Raw genomic sequence first — 20,547 nt, 5'->3', positions numbered from 1 at the left:
ATCACCCGTGCCGAACATCATCATGAAACGTACCGTCGGTCTTATGCTCCTGATCGCGGCGCTCTCGCAGACAGGTTGCGCGAGTTCCCCGTTCAGTGACGCGCCCGCCGGCGCGACGCCTGCCGAGCGCCTCGGCGCGCTGCAGCAGCAGAAGGAGGCGGCGCCGGACGACATCGCGCTGTCGTCCGCCGTCGAATTCAGCCGCCAGGAGTATGTGCGCGCGGAGCTGAAGGAAGCCGATCGCCAGCTCGCGCAGGGCGACCATGCGGCCGCGATCGATCACCTCGACAACGTGCTCGGCGAGGATCCGGGCAATCTCAAGGCGAGCCAGATGCTCGAGCAGGTCAAGCGCCGCCAGCAGATGGCGGTCGACCTCGCGCGCGCGCAGCGCATCGGCGTCGAGAAGCCGCAGGAGGCGCTCGAGATCGCGCGGCGCATCCTCGCCGAGCAGCCGAACCACGCGGACGCCAAGCGCCTGCGCGACCGGCTGCTGCGCCAGTCTCAGGCAAGCCGCGCGGTGCGCCCGCAACTGTCCGACGCGCTGCGCAAGCCGGTGTCGCTGAACTTCCGGCAGCAGCCGCTCGCGGACATCTTCGACGTGATCTCGCGCGTGTCCGGCGTGAACTTCGTGTTCGACCGCGACGTGGATACCGGCCAGGCCGCGACGCTGTTCGCCGAGCGCACCACCGCGGAGGACGCGATCAACCTGCTGCTGCGCACGAACCAGCTCGAGAAGAAGGTGCTCGACCGGCACACGCTGCTCGTCTACCCGTCGCAGCCGGAAAAGGCCCGCAACTATACGGAGTTCGCGATCCGCACGTTCTTCCTGTCGCACGCGGACGCGAAGTCGGTCATGGCTGCACTGCGGCAGATGATCAAGCCGAAGGACGTCTACGTGGACGAGCGCGTGAATGCGATCGTGATGCGCGACACGCCGGAGACGATCCAGGTCGCCGAACGCGTCGTGATGGGTCTCGACATTCCGCAATCCGAAGTGACGCTCGAGGTGCAGGTGCTCGAAGTCAACATGAACGACAGCCTCGATCTTGGCGTCCAGTATCCGGGCAAGGTGCAGTTCAGCGCGCTCGGCGGCGCGGAAGGCGCGGCGCTGACGCTCGGCGATCTGCTGCGCATGAATCGCGATCGCATCGGCGTATCGAGCGAATCGGGCGGGCTCGCGCTCGCGATCGACATGCTGCAGAAGCAGGGCAAGACCAAAACGCTTGCGAATCCGAAGATTCGCGTGCGCAATCTGGAGAAGGCCAGCATCAAGATCGGCGAGCGCGTGCCGATCGTCACGACCACCAACGCGAACGGCGTCGTGACCGAATCGGTCAGCTATCAGGACGTCGGCCTGATGCTGAAGGTCGAACCGCGCATCAGCCTGAACGAGGAGGTGAGCGTCAAGGTCAACATGGAAGTCAGCAGTATCTTGTCGAAGGAAACCACCAAGACCGGGCTTGTCGCGTATTCGCTCGGCACGCGCAACGCCGAGACGCTGATGACCGCTAAGAACGGCGAAACGCAGATCCTCGCGGGCCTCGTCAAGCGCAACGAAAGCGACAGCATCGCCGGGCTGCCGGGCATCTCGGGCTTGCCGCTGCTCGGCCGGCTGTTCGGCTCCAACAGCCGCAGCAACGAGCGCTCGGAGATCGTGCTGCTGATCACGCCGCATATCGAACGCAATCTCGACCTGCCGATGTCGGCGGTGACGACGTTCCTGTCGGGCACCGAATCGCGTGTCACGACCGAAGCGCTGACGCTCGAATCCGCGCAGGCCGTGCCGGCGCGCCGGTCGTCGGACGGCCCGGACCTCGACGCACCGATCGAGCCGTCGACGCCCGCGAACCCGGCCGTGGCCGCGAAGCCGGAGACGGCCGAGGCGGCCGAGGCAGCGACGGAGGCGGAAACGCAAACGTCCGACGACGCGAAGCGGAACGACGCGGCAAACGCGCCAGCCGAGCGGGGTGTAGGTGGGGCGGGGATGATGCGCACGCGCGCGGATGCCGCACGGCTGCCGGCTGCGGCCGTCAGTGCCCCGCATGCCGCATCGGCCAGTACCGCTGCCGCCGGGCGTTCGCCGATCGGTACGCTGCACGCGTTCGTCGATCGCATGACCGGCGCCCGCGCACCGGTGCCGCTGCTGCCGCGTGCGGGAGACGTCGCATGAACGTCCGTCGGCGCGCCCGCGCGCGCGGGTTCACGCTGATCGAGCTGATGGTCGCGATGTCGTTGCTCGCGCTGCTCGCGACCGTCGCGCTGCCGTTGACGGATCTCGTCAAGCGCCGCGCCGACGAGGCCGAACTGCGTCGCGCGCTGGTGGTGATCCGCTCGGCGCTCGACGCGTACAAGGAGGCCGCCGCCGACGGGCGGATCGAGCGCAGCGTCGACGCGAGCGGTTATCCGCCCGACCTGCGCGCGCTCGTCGACGGCGTCGAGGACAAGCAATCGCCTGACGGCGCAAGGTTGTACTTCCTGCGCAAGATTCCCGCCGACCCGATGTGCGAATGCGACGGCCGTGCGCCCGAAGACATGTGGGACACGCGCAGCTACGCGAGCGACCCCGATTCGTTCTCGTCGGGCGACGACGTGTTCGACATCCGCTCGACCAGCCGCAAGGAGGGCCTCGATGGCGTCCCGTACTACCGGTGGTAGGCGCGCGCGCCGCGCGGCCGGTTTCACGCTGATCGAATTGCTCGTCGTGATGGCGATCGTCGCGGCGCTCACCGCGTTCGTCGCGCCCGGCTACCTGAAGCAGGGCGACCGCGCGAAGGAAACGGTGCTGCGCCACAACCTGAACACGTTGCGCCAGTCGATCGACGATTATCGGGCCGATCACGGTCGGGATCCCGATACGCTCGACGTGCTGGTCGACAAGCGTTATCTGCGCGAGATGCCGCTCGACCCGATCACCGGCAAGCGCGGCTCGTGGCAGACGCAGGCCGGCGACGCGGGCGGCATCGCGGACGTGAAGAGCGGCGCGAAAGGGCGCGCGCTCGACGGGAGCGCGTATGCGACGTGGTGACCGGCGACGCGGCGATCCGCCATGCAACCCGCGCGGGCAGCGCGGTATCGCGTATCTCGGCGTGCTGATGCTGGTCGCGGCGCTGGGGCTTGGAATGACGCAGGCAGCGGGTGTGTGGACGACGGTGCGGCAGCGCGATCGCGAGGCGCAATTGCTGTTCGTCGGCGACCAGTACCGCGCGGCGATCGCAAGCTACTACAATGCCGCGGGTGGCAGTCGCTATCCGCCGTCGCTCGACGCACTGCTCGAGGATCGCCGCGGGCTGCCGACGCTGCGCCACCTGCGACGGCTCTACGCCGATCCGCTAACGCGGTCCACGCGATGGGGGCTCGTGAAGGCGCCTGACGGCGGCGTCATGGGCGTGTTCAGCGAGTCGCCGGGGCGGCCGCTGAAGCGCCACGGCTTTCCTGCCCGCTACGCCGCGTTCGGCGACAGCGACGCGTACGGCGAATGGGCGTTTGTTTACCTGCCGCCCGCTCCCGAAGGAGCGGCGAACGAGCCCGAAAGCGGCGCGGCACACTGAGATCGGAACGAACATGATCGTCGCAATACTCGAAGACATCGTGACGCAGGCGGGCGTCGTGGCCGGCTGGCTCGACAAGGCAGGCTACGACACGCGGGTGCGGCACGACGGCGACAGCTTCATCGAACTGGTGCGCACCCAGCGCGTCGACGTGCTGCTGCTCGACTGGGACGTGCCCGGCAAATCGGGGATCGACGTGATGTGCTGGGCGCGCGAAACGTTCGCCGACGCGCTGCCGATCATCATGATGACGCAGCACGACGGCGAGAACGACATCGTGTTCGGTCTGAACAGCGGCGCCGACGACTACCTGGTCAAGCCGTTGCGCGAGCGCGAGCTGATTGCTCGCGTGAATGCACAGGCGCGCAAGTACTATCCGCAGGCGCAGCGCGCGAAGCGCGTCGAGGTCGGCAAGTTCGCGTTCGACGCGGGCGCGCATGTCGCGACCATCGATGGCGTGCCGGTCGAACTGTCCCAGCGCGAGTTCGATCTTGCGCTGATGCTGTTCGAGGGCGTCGGGCGGATCGTGTCGAAAGACATGATGATCAAGCGCATCTGGGGGAAGGTCGACCGGAAGTACGACGCGACGCTCGCCACCTACGTGAGCAAGTTGCGCTCGAGTCTCGAGCTGCGGCCGAAAAACGGGCTCGTGATCACGACGGTCTACAACTACGGGTATCGGCTCGAGCGGACCTGAGCCGTCGCGCATCCGGCCGCGCATATTTTGAAATCCTTGAGATTGTTTATCGATACGGGGTTCGGCATCGACAATTTCATCCACTTATCCCGTGCAACGCACTGGCAACTGATAAAGGATGAACATGGATGTTGTGTCTCGAATGGACGCGCAACGGCAATTGCCCGGCCACGGCCGCTACGATCGATTCTCGCGCGTGCTGCACTGGATTTTCGCGGCCGTGATCCTGTATACGATGGCGGCAGGGATTTCGCTGCACTTCATCACGCAGCCGGCGGTCTGGCGCTTCGTGTCGGCGCTCAACATGTCGCTGGCGAGCTGTCTGATCGTGCTGTTTCCGCTGCGCTACGTATGGTCGTTCTTCCGCCGCACGCCGCCCGACGTCGAGTCGATCCCGCGGCAGCAGCGCTCGATCGCGCACCTGGTGCATTCGACGATCTACGTGCTCGTGGCGTTCGTGCTGTTCAGCGGTTTCATGATGGTGCCGGACGGCTACTGGCTGTTCTGGGCGTTTTACGTGACGACGCCGTTCAGCGCCGGGCCGGTCACCGAGCACTGGTTCGCGCTTCATCGAGTCGGCTGCTACGCGCTGGCGTTCCTGGTCGCCGCGCACGCGGCCGCGGCGCTCAAGCACCATTTCGTGTCGAAGAACGGCGTACTGAAGCGCATGCTGTGACGAAACGCGGCCGGGTCGCGCCATGCCGGCCCGACCGCCCGTCGAGCGCTTCGGACGGCCGGCTGCCCGACTTCGGCACGCCCATCAGGCCGACCGCGCCGACCTATACGCGGCCCGAACCGCTTTGCTTCCTGGGCCGGAAATCAAAAAAGGCCGGCATAAGCCGACCTTTTTAAAAACAGATGGTGCCCAGCAGAGGACTCGGTCACACGAGCACGACCCCGGCTGCGCTTGCAAGCGCAGCCTTTCGCGTCCTCCCGCAAAGCGCGCAGGCGCTTTGCTTCCTGGGCTGGAAATGAAAAAAGGCCGGCATAAGCCGACCTTTTTAAAAAACAGATGGTGCCCAGGAGAGGACTCGAACCTCCACGATGTTGCCACCGCTAGGACCTGAACCTAGTGCGTCTACCAATTCCGCCACCTGGGCACGTTTTGCAGTAGCTGCTCGCTGCAAAGAAGCGAAATTATAGCGCCCCAATTATCCGTGTCAACACATTTTTGCGATGCGCCGCGAACCGGCCGCCGCCGCGCCCGCACGCGGCATTCGCGTTATTTGGCGACACTGTCGGATGATAGAATGATCCGCCGCCGTCACTATAGAACTGTCTGACGGACACTTCTATGTTGATGCCGTGCACCATCAGTCAACGCAACGAGAACAATCATCGACAAACCCTTGAGCAAATATCCGTACCCCATTCCGAGCCGTGAAGAAATTCTCGGCGTGCTGCGTACGAGCGACGCGCCGCTGGCCGCCAACGACATCGCCGAAGCGCTGTCGATCAAGCGCCAGGAACGCGAGGGGTTCTTCCGGCGTGTCGCCGCAATGGAACGCGACGGCCAGATCCGCCTCGACAAGCGCGGCCATTACCAGCTCACTCATCCGTCGAACTTCGTTGCCGGTCGCGTGCAAGGGCATCGCGACGGCTACGGCTTCGTGATCCGCGACGACGGCCAGGACGACCTGTTTTTGCCGAACGGCGAAATGCAGAAAGTGATGCACAACGACCGCGTGCTCGCGCGGATCGTCGGCTACGATCGCCGTGGCCGGCCGGAAGGCCATGTCGTCGAGGTCACCGAGCGCGCGAACAAGCGCGTGATCGGCCGCCTGCTCAACGAGAACGGCGCGCTGATCGTCGCTCCCGAAGACAAGCGCATCGGCCACGACATCCTGATCACGCAGAACGTGAAGAAGGCGAAGGTCGGGCAGGTCGTCGTCGTCGAACTGACCGACTTCCCGAGCCGCCATTCGCAACCGCTCGGCCGCGTCGTCGAAGTGCTCGGCGATATCGACGATCCGGGCATGGAAATCGAGATCGCCGTGCGCAAGTACGGCGTGCCGCACGAATTCAGCCCGCCGGCGCTCAACGATGCCGCCGCGCTCCCGGACGCGGTACGTCCGGCCGACCTGCGCTTCCGCGTCGATTTGCGCGACGTGCCGCTCGTGACGATCGATGGCGAGGACGCCCGCGACTTCGACGATGCCGTCTACTGCGAGCCGACCAAGGTCGGTCGCGGCGACGGCTTCCGCCTGATCGTCGCGATCGCCGACGTGTCGCACTACGTGCAGCCGGGCAGCGGCCTCGATGCCGACGCGCTGGAGCGCAGCACGTCGGTCTATTTTCCGCGCCGCGTGATTCCGATGCTGCCGGAGAAGCTGTCGAACGGGCTGTGCTCGCTGAATCCGCAGGTCGACCGCTGCGTGCTCGTGTGCGACATGGTGATTACCGAGCGCGGTGAGATCAAGGCGTACCAGTTCTATCCGGCGGTCATCCATTCGGCCGCGCGCCTGACGTACACCGAAGTCGCGGCCGTGCTGTCGAACACGAAGGGGCCGGAGGCCGCGCGTCGCGCGGACCTGCTGCCGCATCTGCAGGATCTGTACGGCGTCTACAAGGCGCTGTTCGCCGCACGCCAGAAGCGCGGCGCGATCGACTTCGACACGACCGAGACGTACATCGTCTGCAATTCGCAGGGCAAGATCGAACAGATCGTGCCGCGTCAGCGCAACGATGCGCACAAGCTGATCGAGGAATGCATGCTGGCCGCGAACGTCTGCGCGGCCGATTTCCTGAAGCGCAACAAGCACGCGGGCCTGTACCGCGTGCACGCGGGGCCGACGCCGGAAAAGCTCGAGAACCTGCGCGCGTTCCTGCGCGGCATGGGCCTGTCGCTCGGCGGCGGCGAGAAGCCGCATGCGAGCGACTATGCGGCGCTGATGGCGCAGATTCGCGACCGGCCCGACGCGCAGATGCTGCAGCCGATGCTGCTGCGCTCGATGCAGCAGGCCGTCTACAGCCCGGACAACATCGGCCACTTCGGTCTCGCGTATGAGGCGTACGCGCACTTCACGAGCCCGATCCGCCGCTATCCCGACCTGCTCACGCACCGCGCGATCTACGCGATCCTGTCGGGCAAGAAGTACACGCCGAAGGCACCGGACGGCTTCGAGCTGAACACCGCGCTGTCGCCGCGCGCCCGCGCGATGCAGCAGGCCGACGACGAAGCGCGCGGCCGTTCGCGCGTGAACACCGCGATCTGGGAAGAGCTCGGCCTGCACTGCTCGGCGAACGAGCGGCGTGCCGACGAAGCGTCGCGCGACGTCGAGGCTTGGCTCAAGTGCTACTTCATGCGCGACAAGCTCGGCGAGGAATACGGCGGGATGGTGAACGGTGTCACGTCGTTCGGCATCTTCGTGCAGCTCGACACGCTGTTCATCGAAGGGCTCGTGCACGTCACGGAACTCGGCTCGGACTACTTCCAGTACGACGAGATCAAGAACGAGCTGCGGGGCGAGCGCACGGGCATCCGTTATCGCCTGTCGGATCGCGTGCGCGTGCAGGTGAGCCGCGTCGATCTCGACGCGCGCAAGATCGACTTCCGCCTCGTGCGCGACACGCCGGTGAAGGTGCCGCGTCCCGCACCGGCGCCGGCCGTCGCCGGCAACGGTAACGATCCCGGCGGCCCGCGCGTGCGCTCGTTGCCGCCGGTGGAGGACGCCGCGCCGCGTCGCAAGAGGACGGCCAGCGCACCGACCGCCGCGGTGAACGACGCGCGTGCGGCGAAGAAGAAGGGCGGCGCGCCGGCGAAGACGGCCGCGAAGAAGACACACGCCCGCAAGAAGTATTGAGCGTTCGGGGCGGCGCACGCGCACGCCCTTGCAGTATCGAGAGACGCCGCGTTCTACCGGTCACCGGCCGGCAACGCGGCGCTTTCCTTTTCCATGGATCGCGGCTGCGCGCGTCGCGCGGCCGCACGTTTGATCGAAGGTTGTTCCAGTCATGTCACGTCTGAAGGTTCTTTACGGTTTTCATGCGGTGACCGCACGTTTGCGGCACGATGCATCGACGGTTGCGGAGGTGCTGTACGACCAGACGCGCCGCGACCGCCGCATGCAGGACTTCCTGCACGCCGCGAAGGAAGCGGGCGTGCGGCTGATCGCGGCCGACGAAACCCGCCTGTGGGGCCTCGCGCATACCGAGCGCCACCAGGGCGTCGTCGCGCGCGTGGAGGACGTTCCCCTCGCGCAGAATCTGTCCGAACTGCTCGACGGCATCCAGGGCCCGGCGCTTCTGCTGGTGCTCGACGGTGTCACCGATCCGCACAACCTGGGCGCATGCCTGCGTGTCGCCGATTCGGCAGGCGCGCATGCGGTGATCGCGCCGCGTGACCGCGCGGTCGGCCTGAACGCCACTGCGGCGAAGGTCGCGAGCGGCGCGGCCGATACGGTGCCGTACATCACGGTCACGAACCTCGCCCGCGCGCTGCGCGAGCTGAAGGAAGCGGGCGTATGGGTCATCGGCACGTCGGACGACGCGTCCGCGACGCTGTACGACACGAAGCTCGACGGCCCCGTCGCCATCGTGATGGGCGCGGAAGGCGAAGGCATGCGCCGGCTCACCCGCGACACCTGCGACGACGTGATGAGCATCCCGATGGCCGGCAGCGTGGAAAGCCTGAACGTGTCGGTTGCAAGCGGCGTGTGCCTGTACGAAGCGGTGCGGCAGCGGCGCGTGAAGGGCTGATTCACCGGCCGACTTACGGGCTGACGCACGCGGTCTCGCGCGATGCGCGGGCCGTCATGACCCGAACGACGCGTGCCGCGATTGTGCGCGGCACGCGGCCCCGGAACTCGTGAACCATGACCCTGATTCGCCTCGGCGCATCGTGCGCCATCCTTGGCCTGCTGGCCGCGTGCACGTCGCCGTCGCTGATCGAGCGCGGCACGTACTACGCCGACACGAGCCTGCACGCGCGCGGTGCCGATACGCGGATTCGCTTTCTCGTGATGCACTACACCGAAAGCGACGAAGCGAAATCGCTGCGCACGCTGACCGGCGATTCGGTCAGCGTGCACTACGTCGTGCCGCGGCAACCGCGCATCGAACACGGGATGCCGGTCGTCTATCAGCTCGTTCCCGAATCGAAGCGCGCATGGCACGCGGGCATCAGCGAATGGCAGGGCACGACCGAGCTCAACGCGGCGTCGATCGGCATCGAGAACGTGAATCGCGGCCCGCTCGTTCCGCAAAACCTTACCTGGCAGCCGTATTCGCCCGACCAGATCGATGCGCTGATTCGCCTGTCGAAGGACATCGTCGCGCGCTACGGAATTCCGCCGACGCGCGTGGTCGGACACAGCGATATCGCACCGCAACGCAAGATCGATCCCGGTCCGCTGTTCCCGTGGCATGCGCTCGCGCAAGCCGGCGTCGGCGCATGGCCGGACGATGCGACGGTGGCCGCGCGGCTCGGCGGTCGCGATCCGCACGCGCTCGTCGACGTGCGCGAATTGCAGCTGAAGCTCGCGCGCTACGGCTACGATGTGCCGACCGACGGCGTGCTCGACGCGCGCACGCGACGCGTATTCGCCGCATTCCAGATGCACTTCCGGCCATCCGACTACGCGGGCAACCCGGACGCCGAGACCGACGCGATCGCACAGGCGCTGCTCGACAAGTATTTCCCCGCTGGGCCTGCCGACAACGCGTCCGCCAACGGCACGCCGTGACCGTCGGCGTGCCCGGAGCCGACATCGGCGCGGAAAAAGCCCGGGCCGTGTTGCGAGTCCGGTAAACTGGCGGTTTTCCGCAATCCCGCTGTATTCCCACCTCATGACTCAAGACGAACTCAAACGCCTGGTCGGCCAGGCGGCCGCCGATTATGTGATCCAGAACGTGCCGGAAGGCGCCGTGATCGGCGTCGGCACCGGCTCGACCGCCAACTGCTTCATCGACGCGCTCGCGGCCGTCAAATCGCGCTATCGCGGCGCCGTGTCGAGCTCGGTCGCGACGACCGAACGCCTGAAATCGCACGGTATCAAGGTGTTCGACCTGAACGAGGTCGAGTCGCTGCAGGTGTACGTCGACGGGGCCGACGAGATCGACGCAAGCGGTGCAATGATCAAGGGCGGCGGCGGTGCGCTGACGCGCGAAAAGATCGTCGCATCGGTGGCCGATACGTTCGTCTGCATCGCGGACGGCAGCAAGCGCGTGCCGGTGCTCGGCGCCTTCCCGCTGCCGATCGAGGTCGTGCCGATGGCGCGCACGGCGATCGGCCGGCGCGTGACCGCGCTCGGCGGCGTGCCGGTGCTGCGCGTGACGAAGGACGGTGCGCCGTACATCACCGACAACGGCAACGAGATCATCGACGTGAAGGGGCTGCAGATCGCCGACCCGCGCGGGTTCGAAGCGCAGGTCAACGCGTGGCCGGGCGTCGTGACGGTCGGTCTGTTTGCCGAGCGCGGCGCGAATCTGTGCCTGCTGGGCACGCCGAACGGCGTCGAGACGATCGTTTACCCCGGCTGATCAAAACTGAATGAGAAGCAGTCCGTAATGGCGTCAACAAGCCGTAACGGATTGCATGTTTAAATCTTGTTGAAGTCCCGGCCCGGCAAGCGCAGCGCGCTTTCCGGGCTTTTTTTGAAGCCTTATAAATCACCTCTTCCAAAAGAGGGATAACCCTGTCAGGTGTTTACCAGATAGCGGAATATCCCCGAAATCATCAACTTATAGATCATAAGAACAGTCGTAACCAGGGCCGGCGGAACTGCGGAGCAGGTGTTCGCAAATCGACGCACGGGGAGGTGTCATGGAGCAGGGCAAAGACCGGTCACTGGTCGCCAAAGTGATGGATGGGCTTGTCGCGGGTATCGTCGAGGACAAGTACGGCGGCATTCTGCCGCCGCAGGACGTGCTGTCGAAAGAGTTCGACGTGAGCCGTACGGTGATGCGCGAAGCATTATCGATGTTGCTTGCGCGCGACATGCTCGACGTGCGTCCGAAAGTCGGTACGCGCGTTCGACCGATGCGCGACTGGCGCATGATCGATGAAGACGTGGTGAGCTGGCGGTTTCGTGCGAAACCGGATCCGCAATTCATGCGCGACGTCATCGAATTCCGGATGCTGATCGAACCGCGCGCGACCGCGCAGGCGGCGGTCCGTGCAACGGCCGTCGACATCGCGAGTATTCGCGAGGCATTCGACGCGTTCAAGGTGTTGCAACCGGGCGACCCCGGCTACGACACGGCGGACGAACTGCTGCACACGCGCATCGTTCAAGCGAGCGGCAATCAGTTCTTCCAGCAGATGGCGGCGATCGTACGCGGCGCGGTGCGGCTCGTGAATCCGCGCGTCGTGCAGAAGGAGGGCGCGCACGACATCGCGGTCAAGGCGCATGCGCGTGTCGTCGATGCGATCGAACGCCGCGATCCACGCGAAGCCGAAGCGGCATCGCTCGCCCTGATCGATTTCAGCGCCGACGAGATCTCGCGCGATTTCTCCGTCGACGTGCCCGCCCGCGCCTGAATCCCACCGCGTCGCTTAGCCGTGAGCCGGCGAGCCGTTTATCATGACGGCCGGCCGGCAGCGTGTCGGCCACCGTCATACGAACGACACGGAACATCCCGATGAACGACCTCGACAACCGCCCGGTGCGCTTCGGCATCGTCGGCGCGGGCAGCATCGCACGCCGTTTCGCGCAAAGCCTCGCTCACGTGCCGGGTGCCGTGCTCGCCGGCGTGTGGGCACGCCGCGCCGACGCGGCAGCCGCCTTCTGCGCCAGCTGCGGCGGCACGCCCGCGGCCAGCCTCGACGCGCTCCTCGCGAGCGACATCGACGCGATCTACATCGCGACCCTCCACGACAGTCATGCGCAGTACGCGCAGGCGGCGCTCGCCGCCGGCAAGGCCGTGCTGTGCGAAAAGCCGGCGACGCTGAACGCAGCGCAACTCGATGCGGTGCTGGACGCGGCGCGCGCTGCCGGGCGGCTCTTCATGGAAGCGATGAAGCCGCCGTTCTTTCCGCTGTACCGGCAGTTACGTGCGCACTTGCGTGACGATCCGATCGGCGAGATCCGGCTCGTGCGCGCGGGCTGCGCGTCGTCGTCGGTGCCGGACGATCATTCCGTCTATCGTCTCGATCGCGCCGGCGGCGCGCTGCTCGACATCGGGATCTACGAAGCGTTTCTCGCGGTCGACTGGCTCGGCGCCGCACGCGACGTGCAGACGCTCGGCCGTATCGGCGCGACGGGCGTCGACGTCTTCGCGAGCCTGAACAGCCGCCACGCGAATGGCGGCATCGCGCAGCTCTTTTGCGGGCTCGACGTGATGGGACGCGGCGACGCGCTGATCGCGGCGGCGGGCGGGCACGCGACGATTCACGAGAAGTGGTGGAACCCCACGCGGGCGACGATCCGCTATGCCGACGGGCGCACCGTCGAACTCGATGCACCGTTCGACGGCGGCGGCCTGAACTACGAGACCGCGCATTTCTGCGACCTGCTGCGCGCGGGTGAGCGCGAGAGCCCGATCATGACGCACGACCATTCACGACAGATGATCGCGATGACCGACGCGGCACGCGCGGCGCTCGGCGTGCGCTATTCGGGCGAGTAGGCGGGAAGGAGCGGGCCGGGCGCGCATCCGCGGCCCGGCGGGCGATGCAACGTGCTCAGTGCCGCGCTGGCAGCGACAGGCGCTTTTCGTACCAGCGCTGGACCCATTCGAGGATCTGGCACAGCACCCAGTAGACAGCGGCGGCGGCGAGGTACAGCGGCAACGGCTGATAGGTCGCCGCGATCACTTCCTGCGCGCTGCGCAGCAGCTCGGTCACGGTGATCACGGACACGAGCGACGTGTCCTTGATCAGGCTGATCAGGCTGTTCGACAGGCTCGGCACGGCGATGCGCAGCGCCTGCGGGCCGATCACGTAGCGGAGCGTCTGTCCCCACGACAGCCCGAGGCTGTATGCGGCCAGCCATTGGCCGCGCGCGATCCCGTTGATCGCGCCGCGCATGCTTTCGGACATGTAAGCAGCGACGTTCGCGGACAGCGCGATGACGCCGGCCGGCGTCGGATCGAGCGAGATGCCGAGGCTCGGCAATCCGTAATAAATCACGAAGATCTGCACGAGCAACGGCGTGCCGCGCATCAGGCTCACATACGCGCGGGCGAGCCACGCGAGCGCGTTGACCCAGATGCGTTCGAAGCCTTCGAGCGGTTCGCTTTGCCGGATGCCCATCGTCGCGAGCATGACGGCGCCAAGCAGGCCGAACACCATCGACAGCACGGCGAACTTGACGGTCAGTACGGCACCCTGGGCGAGCACCGGCAGCGATTGGACGAGCAGGGACGTTGTCGACATGGAATACGAAGCGAATGCGTGCGCGAAAGCGCAATCATAAACCGGACCGATAAAACAAAGGGCGGCATCGTTTCGGATGCCGCCCTTTCCGGCCCGCCGTCAGGCGGGAAAACAAAGGCGTGCTTACTTGATCGGCTTCGTCACGTCGATGCCGAACCACTTGTCCGAGATCTTCGTGAACGTGCCGTCGGCTTCGAGTTGCGCCATGGCGTCGTCGATCGCCTTCTGGAACTTCGGGTTGCCCTTCTTGAACGGGATGCCCGACGGATTCGCCGAGCCCACGTTCGCGCCCGGGCGCAGCGGCAATTGCGAGTTCTTCGTCAGGTACGCGAGCATCAGGCGGTCGTTCAGTGCCGCGTCGAGACGGCCCGCCGCGAGGTCGCGCAGGTACTCGGGCGCGCCCGGGTACGTCTTCACGTCGATGCCGGGCACCGACTTCGCCATGTCCATGTAGTTCGTGCCGAGCGCGACACCGAGCTTCTTGCCCTTCAGGTCTTCGAGCGACTTGAACTGGCGCGTATCGTCCTTGCGCTGGATCAGCTGCGCGGACGAGTACGTGTACGCCGGCGAGAAGTCGAGCGTTTCCTTGCGCTTGTCGGTGATGCCGACCTGGTTGGCGATCACGTCGAACTTGCCGGCCTGCAGGCCCGCGATGATGCCGCTCCATTCGGTCGTGACGAACTCGGCCTTCACGCCGAGCTTCGCGGCGACGGCCTTCGCGATGTCGACGTCGAAGCCGACGAGTTCGCCTTGCGGGTTCTTCGAGTTGAACGGCGGGAACGTGCCTTCGAGGCCGACGCGCAGCGTGCCGCGTTGCTTCACCTGGTCGAGGAGGTCGGCCGCATGTGCGGTGGCGGCGGCGAACGACGTGCCGATCAGGCCGGCAACGAGCAGCTTCTTCAGCAGCGAAATTTTCATCGGGTGAGCTTCCTTGCCCCAGCGGGGCGCTTGATTCTGACAGTGGGGTCGATCATAGCAAAAATGCAATCGACCACTAAATACCGTTTGTTTATGACTATATTACGCGGTGCGGTCGCGCGCGATGGCCTTCACGCATTCGGCCACGAGCGCCGGGCCGCGATAGATGAAGCCGGTGTATAGCTGGACGAGCGATGCGCCGGCCGCGAGCTTCGCGCGTGCGTCCTCGCCCGAGAAAATGCCGCCGACGCCGATGATCGGCACCGCGCTGCCGACTTCGGCGTGCAGCTTGCGGATCACTTCGTTCGACGCGTCGAACACCGGGCGGCCCGACAGGCCGCCGGCTTCGTCCGCGTGCGGCAGGCCCTGCACGGCCGCGCGCGACAGCGTCGTGTTGGTGGCGATCACTGCCTCGATCTTGTGGCGCAGCAGCGTGTCGCCGATTTCCTTCACCTGTTCGTCGTCGAGATCGGGGGCGATCTTCAATGCGAGCGGCACGAGCTTGCCGTGCAGGTCGGCGAGGCGCTGCTGCTTGTCCTTCAGCGCGGCGAGCAGCGCGTCGAGTTCGCCCGCGCCCTGCAGTTGGCGCAGGTTCTTCGTGTTGGGCGACGAAATGTTGATCGTCACGTAGCTCGCGAACGGGTACACGCGCTCGAGGCAGTAGAGATAGTCTTCCGCGGCGCGCTCGATCGGCGTGTCGGCGTTCTTGCCGATGTTCAGGCCGAGGATGCCGCGATAGCGGGCCGCCTGGACGTTCTTCACGAACTGGTCGACGCCGTGGTTGTTGAAGCCCATCCGGTTGATCAGCGCGTCGGCCTGCGGCAGGCGGAACATCCGCGGGCGCGGATTGCCCGGCTGCGGCCGCGGCGTGACGGTGCCGACCTCGATGAAGCCGAAGCCGAGCGACGCGAGGCCGTCGATGGCCGCGCCGTCCTTGTCGAGGCCGGCGGCGAGGCCGACCGGGTTGCGGAACGTGAGCCCCATCACGGTGCGCGGCGCATCGGGCACGCGCGCCGACAGCGCGCAGGCGAGGCCCGTGCGGCCGGCTGCGCCGAGCGCGCGCAGCGTGAGGTGGTGAGCGTCTTCCGCATCCATCTTGAACAGGGATGCGCGGGCCAGCGGATAGAGGGAACTGAACACGGGAATTGGGCGGACAGCCGGAATGGATGACAACCCGGTATTTTACCGGGAGTTGCGCGGCAAGGGCGCGCTTCGCTTCGCGCGCGCCGGCGGGGGGAAGCCTCTCGTGCGGCGCGGCGGCGCATGCACGGGCGGAATCGGTGCCCGTTGCAGGCGCGAAGCCGCGCTGCGGGACGGCGCGTCAACCCGACCCGGAATGTCCGCCCGGCAGCGGCGCGCGCGCCAGTGCCGCGTCGACCGGCGGCAGCTCGACACGATCGGGATCGAGTACTTTCCAGCGGCCGTCGAGCAACCCTTCGAGCGGATGGAAGTTCGCCTTGTAGGCCATCTTCGGGCTCTCGCGGATCCAGTAGCCGAGATACACGTACGGCAGGCCGAGGCTCTTCGCCTGTTCGATCTGCCACAGGATGTTGTAGGTGCCGTAGCTGGCGTGCTGGTCGTCGGGTTCGAAGAACGTGTAGACCGACGACAGTCCGTCGCCGAGGATGTCGATCATGCTGACCATGCGCAGCTTGCCGGGTTCGCCGCCCGGCGCGTCGAGATCGCGGAATTCGACGAGGCGCGAATTGATCCGGCTCTGCAGCAGGAACTGCTCGTACTGGTCGCGGCTGTCGCGGTCCATGCCGCCGCCCGCGTGGCGCGCGGATTGGTAGCGCATGTAGAGCGCGTAGTGCTCCTCGTCGTAGTGCAGCGGCGAGACGGTCGCGACGAGCGCGCGGTGCCGCTTCCACATCCGGCGCTGCGTGCGCGACGGCGTGAACGCGCCGACCGGCACGCGCACCGGTACGCAGGCGCGGCAGCCGTCGCAGTACGGGCGATAGGTGAAGACGCCCGAGCGCCGGAAGCCGGCCTTCACGAGCTCGGTATAGATGTCGGAGTTGATCAGGTGGCTTGGCGTCGCGACTTGCGAGCGCGCGATGCGACCGTCCAGATAGCTGCACGGATAGGGCGCCGTTGCGTAGAATTGCAGCGCCGAAAGCGGTGAAAGCGGCAGCTCAGTGGGGTGAGTCATGGGCAGCTCTCGATGCAGGGAAGGAGTGCCGCGCTAGCGCTCGATCCCGGAGGGAGCCGCCGGTTCGGCGGGGCCAGTCAGCGCGGCGAGCACGCGCTTGTCGAACTGCCACGGAATCGGCGGTTCGGCCACCGCGCGGCGCACGTGAGCAACAAAGGCCTTGCGTGCGATCTCGCGGCCACCGAGCGACGCTAGATGCGACGTATTCTGCTGGCAGTCTATCATTTCCAGCCCCTGCTCGCGAAGGTGGGCGACCAGCGTCGCCAGCGCGATCTTCGACGCATCGGTGGCATCCGCGTACATCGACTCGCCGAAGAACATTCGTCCGAACGCAACCCCGTACAGACCGCCGATTCGGCGCCCCTCGTGCCACGTCTCGATGCTGTGCGCGTTGCCGGAGCGGTAGAGCGACGTGTAGGCGTCGATGATCTCGGCCGTGATCCAGGTGCCGCGCTGCCCGCGGCGCGGCGCCTGCGCGCACGCGCGCATCACGCCAGCAAAGTCATGGTCGACGCGCACTTCCCACGCGGGTTCGCGCAGCACGCGCCTGAGCGTCTTGCGCAGCGACGGTGACACCTTGAATTCGGCTGGCGCGAGGATCATCCGCGGGTCGGGGCTCCACCACAGCACGGGCTGGCCGTCCGAATACCACGGAAAGATGCCGCGCAGGTAGGCCTCGATCAGGCGCGACGGCAGCAGGTCGGCGCTCGCGGCGAGCAGTCCGGGCGCGCCGGTCGCGGGACCCAGCGCGCGTTCGACGGGCGGAAACGGATCGTCCGGGCCGAGCCAGGGGACCATGGGGCGCGTGCTCAGCCGTTGCGCAGCGAGCGGAAGATATCGCCGGTATGCACGCCGTAGTCGCCGGCGGCGCGATCGGCGAAGAAGAAGCGCAGGGTCTGGCTGACGGTCGGGAACGCGATCTCGTCCCACGGAATGTCGGCTTCGTCGAACAGCTTGACCTCGAGGCTTTCCTCGCCGGCCTCGTAAGCCGGATCGACGAGCCGCGCCAGGTAGAACAGGTGGACCTGATGCACGTGCGGCACGTTGAGCAGCGTGAAGAGGTTCTGTACCTCGACACGCGCGCCGGCTTCCTCGAGCGTTTCGCGCGCGGCGGCCTCGGCCGTCGTCTCGCCCATTTCCATGAAGCCCGCCGGCAGCGTCCAGAACCCGTAGCGCGGTTCGATTGCGCGGCGGCACAGCAGCACCTGATCGCCCCAGACCGGCACCGTGCCGACCACGTTGCGCGGATTCTGGTAATGGATCGTGCCGCAGTGATCGCAAATGAAGCGCTCGCGGTTATCGCCCGGAGGAATGCGTGCGATGACGTCGTGACCGCAGACGGAGCAGAATTTCATGTCGAGTGGAAGGGACGAGGTGAATGCGAGTGTATCACCGGGGCGGGGCATTCTCGAACGCGAGCGCACGGGTGCGGCGTGCCGCGGGGAGCGCAACCGCAATGTGCGGGAACGGGCACGGAAAAACAAAAAGCCCGGCGTGGAGCCGGGCTTTTTGCATGAATCGGGACGTTGGTTGCGGGGGTAGGATTTGAACCTACGACCTTCGGGTTATGAGCCCGACGAGCTGCCAGACTGCTCCACCCCGCGTCCGTCGAAGAAATGAATTATATGGGCTATCCCGAACGCATGCAAGCACTTTTTGACAATCGCGTCGCGGGCGCGCGTGGGCAGCTTGCGGGGCCGGTACGGCGGGGGCGTGCGCTAGAATCGAACGGTTTGCTCGTGTCGTTCATTCCTGCAGCGAAGCCGTGCGCGATCGCATCGGTGCCGTTGCAACGCTCACTACTGTTGTTACTACTGCCTCGACGGATTCATGGACATCGCTCACGATCTGCAATCGATCGGCGCGCAGGAACAGGCGCTCGTGTTTCCCCATTTCGACCCGGCCCGCGCGTGGGCGCTCGGCAACCGGATGCATGCGCTTGCGACGGCGCGCGGTCACGCGATCGCGATCGACATCGTCACGTTCGGCCAGCCGCTGTTCTACGCGGCGCTCGCCGGTGCGACGCCCGACAACGCCGACTGGGTGCGCCGCAAGCGCAACGTCGTCGCGCATTTCCGCCGTAGTTCATATGCGATCGGCCTGCGCATGCAGCAGGCCGGCGCGTCGCTTGCGGACAAGCACGCGTTGCCCATCTCCGAATATTCGCCGCATGGCGGTGCGTTTCCGCTGACCGTCGCGGGGGCCGGCGTGATCGGCTCGATCACCGCATCGGGGCTGCCGCAGCGCGCGGATCACGAGTTCGTCGTCGAAGCGCTTTGCGCCGAGCTCGGGCAGGACTACGCCGTGCTGGCGCTTTCGAGGAGCTGAGCGATGCAGCTTCCGGGTTACGCATGGCTCGCGATCGCGATCGTCGCGGAAGTGATCGGCACGTCCGCGCTGCGCGCGGCGGACGGCTTCACGCGCTTCTGGCCGTCGGCGCTCGTCGTGGCCGGTTACGGCATCGCGTTCTACTGTCTGTCGCTCACGCTGCGCACGATGCCGGTCGGCATCATCTATGCGGTGTGGTCGGGCGCCGGCATCGTGCTGATCACGCTCGTCGCGATGCTGCTCTATCGTCAGGTGCCGGACGTGCCGGCGGTGATCGGCCTCGGCCTGATCGTCGCGGGCGTCGTGGTGCTGAACCTGTTCTCGAAGATGCAGGCGCACTGAGCGTGCGCCCGCGATACGCCGGATGGCTCACATGACCGATTCCGCTTCCGTGTCTGCTTCCGCTTCCGCCGAAGCCGCCCAGCCCGACGTGCGCGCGTATGTCGCGAACCGCATCGGCTATCTCGAACTGAACCGGCCGAAGGCGCTGAATGCGCTGTCGGTCGGGATGATCCGCCTGATGCAGCAGGCGCTCGATGCGTGGCGCGACGACGCCGACGTGGTGGCCGTCGTCGTGCACAGCCCGCATCCGCGCGCGTTCTGCGCGGGCGGCGACGTGCGCTTCTTCCACGACGCGTGGCAGCGCGGCGACCGCGATGCGATCGACAGGTTCTTCATCGACGAATACACGCTCAACCACACGATCTTCACCTATCCGAAACCGTACATCGCGCTGATGCACGGCGTCGTGATGGGCGGCGGCATGGGCATTTCGCAGGCGGCGCGGCATACGGGCGGGCTGCGCGTCGTCACCGATTCGACGAAGATGGCCATGCCCGAAACGCGCATCGGCCTGTTCCCGGACGTCGGGATGAGCTGGTTCCTCGCGCGCACGCCGGGCGCGATCGGCCGCTATCTCGCGGTGACCGGCGCGTCGCTCGACGCGGCCGGCGCACTGTATGCGCAGCTCGCCGACGTCTATCTGCCCGATGCCGCGCTGCCGGCGCTGCTCGATACGCTGCGCAGCGCGCGCATCGACAGCGGCGCTCAGGCAGTCGCGTGCGTGGCCGACGCGGCTGCCGCGCACAAGGTCGTGCCGACGCCCGACACGTCGGCGCTGGCCGACGCACGCGCCGGGATCGATCGGCATTTCGCGCAACCCGAGATCGGCGCGATCCTCGCGTCGCTCGACGCCGAGCAGGATTGCGCGGCCGTCGATGGATGGGTCGAGAAGGCGACCCACGCGATGCGCAGCCAGTTGTCGCCGCTGTCGATGGCCGTGTCGCTCGAAGTCGTCGAACGCGCGCATGGCGCGACGATGGCCGATTGCCTGCGGCGCGATCTCGACCTCACGCGCTCGACGTTCGCGCACGGCGACGTGATCGAAGGCGTGCGTGCGCTGATCGTCGACAAGGACCACCAGCCGGTCTGGCGCTTCAAGTCGGCCGCCGATATCGACCGGGCCGACGTGCTCGCGATGTTCGACAGCCCGTGGACGCCCGACACGCATCCGCTGCGCGACCTGAAGGACTGACGCGCGCGCTATCGACATGAAATGCAAAAAGGCCGCCTGCAGGTGCAGGCGGCC

Annotated in this window: 21 protein-coding genes and 2 tRNA genes; 15 read left to right on the top strand and 8 right to left on the bottom strand. The window is 66.6% G+C overall.

The features are described from left to right. Positions 1-22 precede the first annotated feature (22 nt). The 6 genes from SB786_RS06135 (at position 23) to SB786_RS06110 (ending at position 4,921) form a co-directional block, all read left to right on the top strand. Positions 23-2,170 (top strand): secretin N-terminal domain-containing protein, encoded by a 2,148-nt coding sequence (locus SB786_RS06135; protein WP_410726735.1) that lies wholly within the window; start codon positions 23-25, stop codon positions 2,168-2,170. Further along, a complete protein-coding gene (locus SB786_RS06130) occupies positions 2,167-2,655 on the top strand; it encodes a type II secretion system protein (protein WP_410726734.1) in 489 nt (162 codons plus the stop codon). Before SB786_RS06135 ends, SB786_RS06130 begins: the two co-directional genes overlap by 4 nt. Next, complete coding sequence (locus SB786_RS06125) at positions 2,630-3,025, top strand: type II secretion system protein (protein WP_410726733.1); 396 nt, start codon at positions 2,630-2,632, stop codon at positions 3,023-3,025. Before SB786_RS06130 ends, SB786_RS06125 begins: the two co-directional genes overlap by 26 nt. Beyond that, entirely contained in the window at positions 3,012-3,548 is a 537-nt protein-coding gene (locus SB786_RS06120; protein ID WP_410726732.1) for a type II secretion system protein, read from the top strand. Before SB786_RS06125 ends, SB786_RS06120 begins: the two co-directional genes overlap by 14 nt. Before the next feature lie 13 nt (positions 3,549-3,561). Continuing rightward, positions 3,562-4,245 carry a response regulator transcription factor gene (locus SB786_RS06115; RefSeq protein WP_410726731.1) on the top strand — a complete coding sequence of 228 codons (684 nt, stop codon included), beginning with the start codon at positions 3,562-3,564 and terminating at the stop codon, positions 4,243-4,245. A 118-nt stretch (positions 4,246-4,363) separates the two neighbouring features. After that, positions 4,364-4,921 carry a cytochrome b gene (locus tag SB786_RS06110; RefSeq protein WP_410726730.1) on the top strand — a complete coding sequence of 186 codons (558 nt, stop codon included), beginning with the start codon at positions 4,364-4,366 and terminating at the stop codon, positions 4,919-4,921. A gap of 337 nt (positions 4,922-5,258) precedes the next feature. Here SB786_RS06110 and SB786_RS06105 read toward each other — a convergent pair. Further along, positions 5,259-5,345 (bottom strand) — tRNA-Leu (locus SB786_RS06105). Between the two features lie 249 nt (positions 5,346-5,594). Between SB786_RS06105 and rnr the strand changes: the two genes are divergently transcribed. From rnr to SB786_RS06075, 6 genes are all read left to right on the top strand, one after another. After that, entirely contained in the window at positions 5,595-8,048 is a 2,454-nt protein-coding gene (rnr, locus tag SB786_RS06100) for a ribonuclease R (RefSeq protein ID WP_410726729.1), read from the top strand. A 151-nt stretch (positions 8,049-8,199) separates the two neighbouring features. Next, positions 8,200-8,943: a 23S rRNA (guanosine(2251)-2'-O)-methyltransferase RlmB gene (rlmB, locus tag SB786_RS06095; protein ID WP_006751036.1), complete on the top strand. Its 744-nt coding sequence runs from the start codon at positions 8,200-8,202 to the stop codon at positions 8,941-8,943. Positions 8,944-9,059: 116 nt separating this feature from the next. Next, positions 9,060-9,929, top strand: coding sequence for an N-acetylmuramoyl-L-alanine amidase (locus SB786_RS06090; RefSeq protein WP_410726728.1), 870 nt, complete (start codon positions 9,060-9,062; stop codon positions 9,927-9,929). Between the two features lie 103 nt (positions 9,930-10,032). Continuing rightward, on the top strand, positions 10,033-10,725 hold the full coding sequence (gene rpiA, locus SB786_RS06085) for a ribose-5-phosphate isomerase RpiA (protein ID WP_410726727.1): 693 nt from the start codon (positions 10,033-10,035) through the stop codon (positions 10,723-10,725). Between the two features lie 283 nt (positions 10,726-11,008). After that, complete coding sequence (locus tag SB786_RS06080; protein WP_410726726.1) at positions 11,009-11,725, top strand: FadR/GntR family transcriptional regulator; 717 nt, start codon at positions 11,009-11,011, stop codon at positions 11,723-11,725. A 101-nt stretch (positions 11,726-11,826) separates the two neighbouring features. Further along, the gene (locus SB786_RS06075) at positions 11,827-12,813 is read left to right on the top strand and encodes a Gfo/Idh/MocA family protein (RefSeq protein ID WP_410726725.1); all 987 of its coding nucleotides are present in this window, start codon (positions 11,827-11,829) and stop codon (positions 12,811-12,813) included. A 55-nt stretch (positions 12,814-12,868) separates the two neighbouring features. Here SB786_RS06075 and SB786_RS06070 read toward each other — a convergent pair whose 3' ends face one another. The 7 genes from SB786_RS06070 to SB786_RS06040 all read right to left on the bottom strand — a co-directional run bounded on the left by SB786_RS06070 (position 12,869) and on the right by SB786_RS06040 (position 18,235). Further along, positions 12,869-13,561 carry an amino acid ABC transporter permease gene (locus SB786_RS06070; RefSeq protein ID WP_410726724.1) on the bottom strand — a complete coding sequence of 231 codons (693 nt, stop codon included), beginning with the start codon at positions 13,559-13,561 and terminating at the stop codon, positions 12,869-12,871. A 123-nt stretch (positions 13,562-13,684) separates the two neighbouring features. After that, on the bottom strand, positions 13,685-14,479 hold the full coding sequence (locus SB786_RS06065) for a cystine ABC transporter substrate-binding protein (protein ID WP_057924360.1): 795 nt from the start codon (positions 14,477-14,479) through the stop codon (positions 13,685-13,687). 102 nt (positions 14,480-14,581) lie between these two features. After that, on the bottom strand, positions 14,582-15,619 hold the full coding sequence (locus tag SB786_RS06060) for a quinone-dependent dihydroorotate dehydrogenase (RefSeq protein WP_006758014.1): 1,038 nt from the start codon (positions 15,617-15,619) through the stop codon (positions 14,582-14,584). A gap of 181 nt (positions 15,620-15,800) precedes the next feature. Beyond that, the gene (locus tag SB786_RS06055; RefSeq protein ID WP_410726723.1) at positions 15,801-16,631 is read right to left on the bottom strand and encodes an arginyltransferase; all 831 of its coding nucleotides are present in this window, start codon (positions 16,629-16,631) and stop codon (positions 15,801-15,803) included. A gap of 33 nt (positions 16,632-16,664) precedes the next feature. Further along, on the bottom strand, positions 16,665-17,429 hold the full coding sequence (gene aat, locus SB786_RS06050; RefSeq protein ID WP_410726722.1) for a leucyl/phenylalanyl-tRNA--protein transferase: 765 nt from the start codon (positions 17,427-17,429) through the stop codon (positions 16,665-16,667). 11 nt (positions 17,430-17,440) lie between these two features. Further along, positions 17,441-17,986 carry an NUDIX hydrolase gene (locus SB786_RS06045; RefSeq protein ID WP_006751026.1) on the bottom strand — a complete coding sequence of 182 codons (546 nt, stop codon included), beginning with the start codon at positions 17,984-17,986 and terminating at the stop codon, positions 17,441-17,443. A gap of 172 nt (positions 17,987-18,158) precedes the next feature. Next, positions 18,159-18,235: transfer RNA gene (locus tag SB786_RS06040), tRNA-Met, on the bottom strand. A gap of 226 nt (positions 18,236-18,461) precedes the next feature. Between SB786_RS06040 and SB786_RS06035 the strand changes: the two genes are divergently transcribed. The 3 genes from SB786_RS06035 to SB786_RS06025 are packed head-to-tail and all read left to right on the top strand — an operon-like array spanning position 18,462 to position 20,493. Further along, on the top strand, positions 18,462-18,959 hold the full coding sequence (locus tag SB786_RS06035) for a heme-degrading domain-containing protein (RefSeq protein WP_410726721.1): 498 nt from the start codon (positions 18,462-18,464) through the stop codon (positions 18,957-18,959). Positions 18,960-18,962: 3 nt separating this feature from the next. Then, positions 18,963-19,301: a DMT family transporter gene (locus SB786_RS06030; RefSeq protein ID WP_006758010.1), complete on the top strand. Its 339-nt coding sequence runs from the start codon at positions 18,963-18,965 to the stop codon at positions 19,299-19,301. Between the two features lie 31 nt (positions 19,302-19,332). Then, complete coding sequence (locus tag SB786_RS06025) at positions 19,333-20,493, top strand: enoyl-CoA hydratase/isomerase family protein (RefSeq protein WP_410726720.1); 1,161 nt, start codon at positions 19,333-19,335, stop codon at positions 20,491-20,493. Positions 20,494-20,547: the final 54 nt, after the last annotated feature.

It is taken from the genome of Burkholderia sp. SIMBA_062 (genome assembly GCF_046534765.1).
Lineage (GTDB): Bacteria > Pseudomonadota > Gammaproteobacteria > Burkholderiales > Burkholderiaceae > Burkholderia > Burkholderia ambifaria.
Note: the sequence above shows the minus strand (reverse complement) of the source record. Positions and strands in the feature narration are given on the sequence as shown.

Excerpts from the sequence above, each read along its gene's own strand:
- SB786_RS06135 (WP_410726735.1), top strand. The coding sequence starts at position 23 with ATGAAACGTACCGTCGGTCTTATGCTCCTGATCGCGGCGCTCTCGCAG.
- SB786_RS06130 (WP_410726734.1), top strand. The coding sequence starts at position 2,167 with ATGAACGTCCGTCGGCGCGCCCGCGCGCGCGGGTTCACGCTGATCGAG.
- SB786_RS06125 (WP_410726733.1), top strand. The coding sequence starts at position 2,630 with ATGGCGTCCCGTACTACCGGTGGTAGGCGCGCGCGCCGCGCGGCCGGT.
- SB786_RS06120 (WP_410726732.1), top strand. The coding sequence starts at position 3,012 with ATGCGACGTGGTGACCGGCGACGCGGCGATCCGCCATGCAACCCGCGC.
- SB786_RS06115 (WP_410726731.1), top strand. The coding sequence starts at position 3,562 with ATGATCGTCGCAATACTCGAAGACATCGTGACGCAGGCGGGCGTCGTG.
- SB786_RS06110 (WP_410726730.1), top strand. The coding sequence starts at position 4,364 with ATGAACATGGATGTTGTGTCTCGAATGGACGCGCAACGGCAATTGCCC.
- rlmB (WP_006751036.1), top strand. The coding sequence starts at position 8,200 with ATGTCACGTCTGAAGGTTCTTTACGGTTTTCATGCGGTGACCGCACGT.
- SB786_RS06090 (WP_410726728.1), top strand. The coding sequence starts at position 9,060 with ATGACCCTGATTCGCCTCGGCGCATCGTGCGCCATCCTTGGCCTGCTG.
- rpiA (WP_410726727.1), top strand. The coding sequence starts at position 10,033 with ATGACTCAAGACGAACTCAAACGCCTGGTCGGCCAGGCGGCCGCCGAT.
- SB786_RS06080 (WP_410726726.1), top strand. The coding sequence starts at position 11,009 with ATGGAGCAGGGCAAAGACCGGTCACTGGTCGCCAAAGTGATGGATGGG.
- SB786_RS06075 (WP_410726725.1), top strand. The coding sequence starts at position 11,827 with ATGAACGACCTCGACAACCGCCCGGTGCGCTTCGGCATCGTCGGCGCG.
- SB786_RS06070 (WP_410726724.1), bottom strand. The coding sequence starts at position 13,561 with ATGTCGACAACGTCCCTGCTCGTCCAATCGCTGCCGGTGCTCGCCCAG.
- SB786_RS06065 (WP_057924360.1), bottom strand. The coding sequence starts at position 14,479 with ATGAAAATTTCGCTGCTGAAGAAGCTGCTCGTTGCCGGCCTGATCGGC.
- SB786_RS06055 (WP_410726723.1), bottom strand. The coding sequence starts at position 16,631 with ATGACTCACCCCACTGAGCTGCCGCTTTCACCGCTTTCGGCGCTGCAA.
- aat (WP_410726722.1), bottom strand. The coding sequence starts at position 17,429 with ATGGTCCCCTGGCTCGGCCCGGACGATCCGTTTCCGCCCGTCGAACGC.
- SB786_RS06045 (WP_006751026.1), bottom strand. The coding sequence starts at position 17,986 with ATGAAATTCTGCTCCGTCTGCGGTCACGACGTCATCGCACGCATTCCT.
- SB786_RS06035 (WP_410726721.1), top strand. The coding sequence starts at position 18,462 with ATGGACATCGCTCACGATCTGCAATCGATCGGCGCGCAGGAACAGGCG.
- SB786_RS06030 (WP_006758010.1), top strand. The coding sequence starts at position 18,963 with ATGCAGCTTCCGGGTTACGCATGGCTCGCGATCGCGATCGTCGCGGAA.
- SB786_RS06025 (WP_410726720.1), top strand. The coding sequence starts at position 19,333 with ATGACCGATTCCGCTTCCGTGTCTGCTTCCGCTTCCGCCGAAGCCGCC.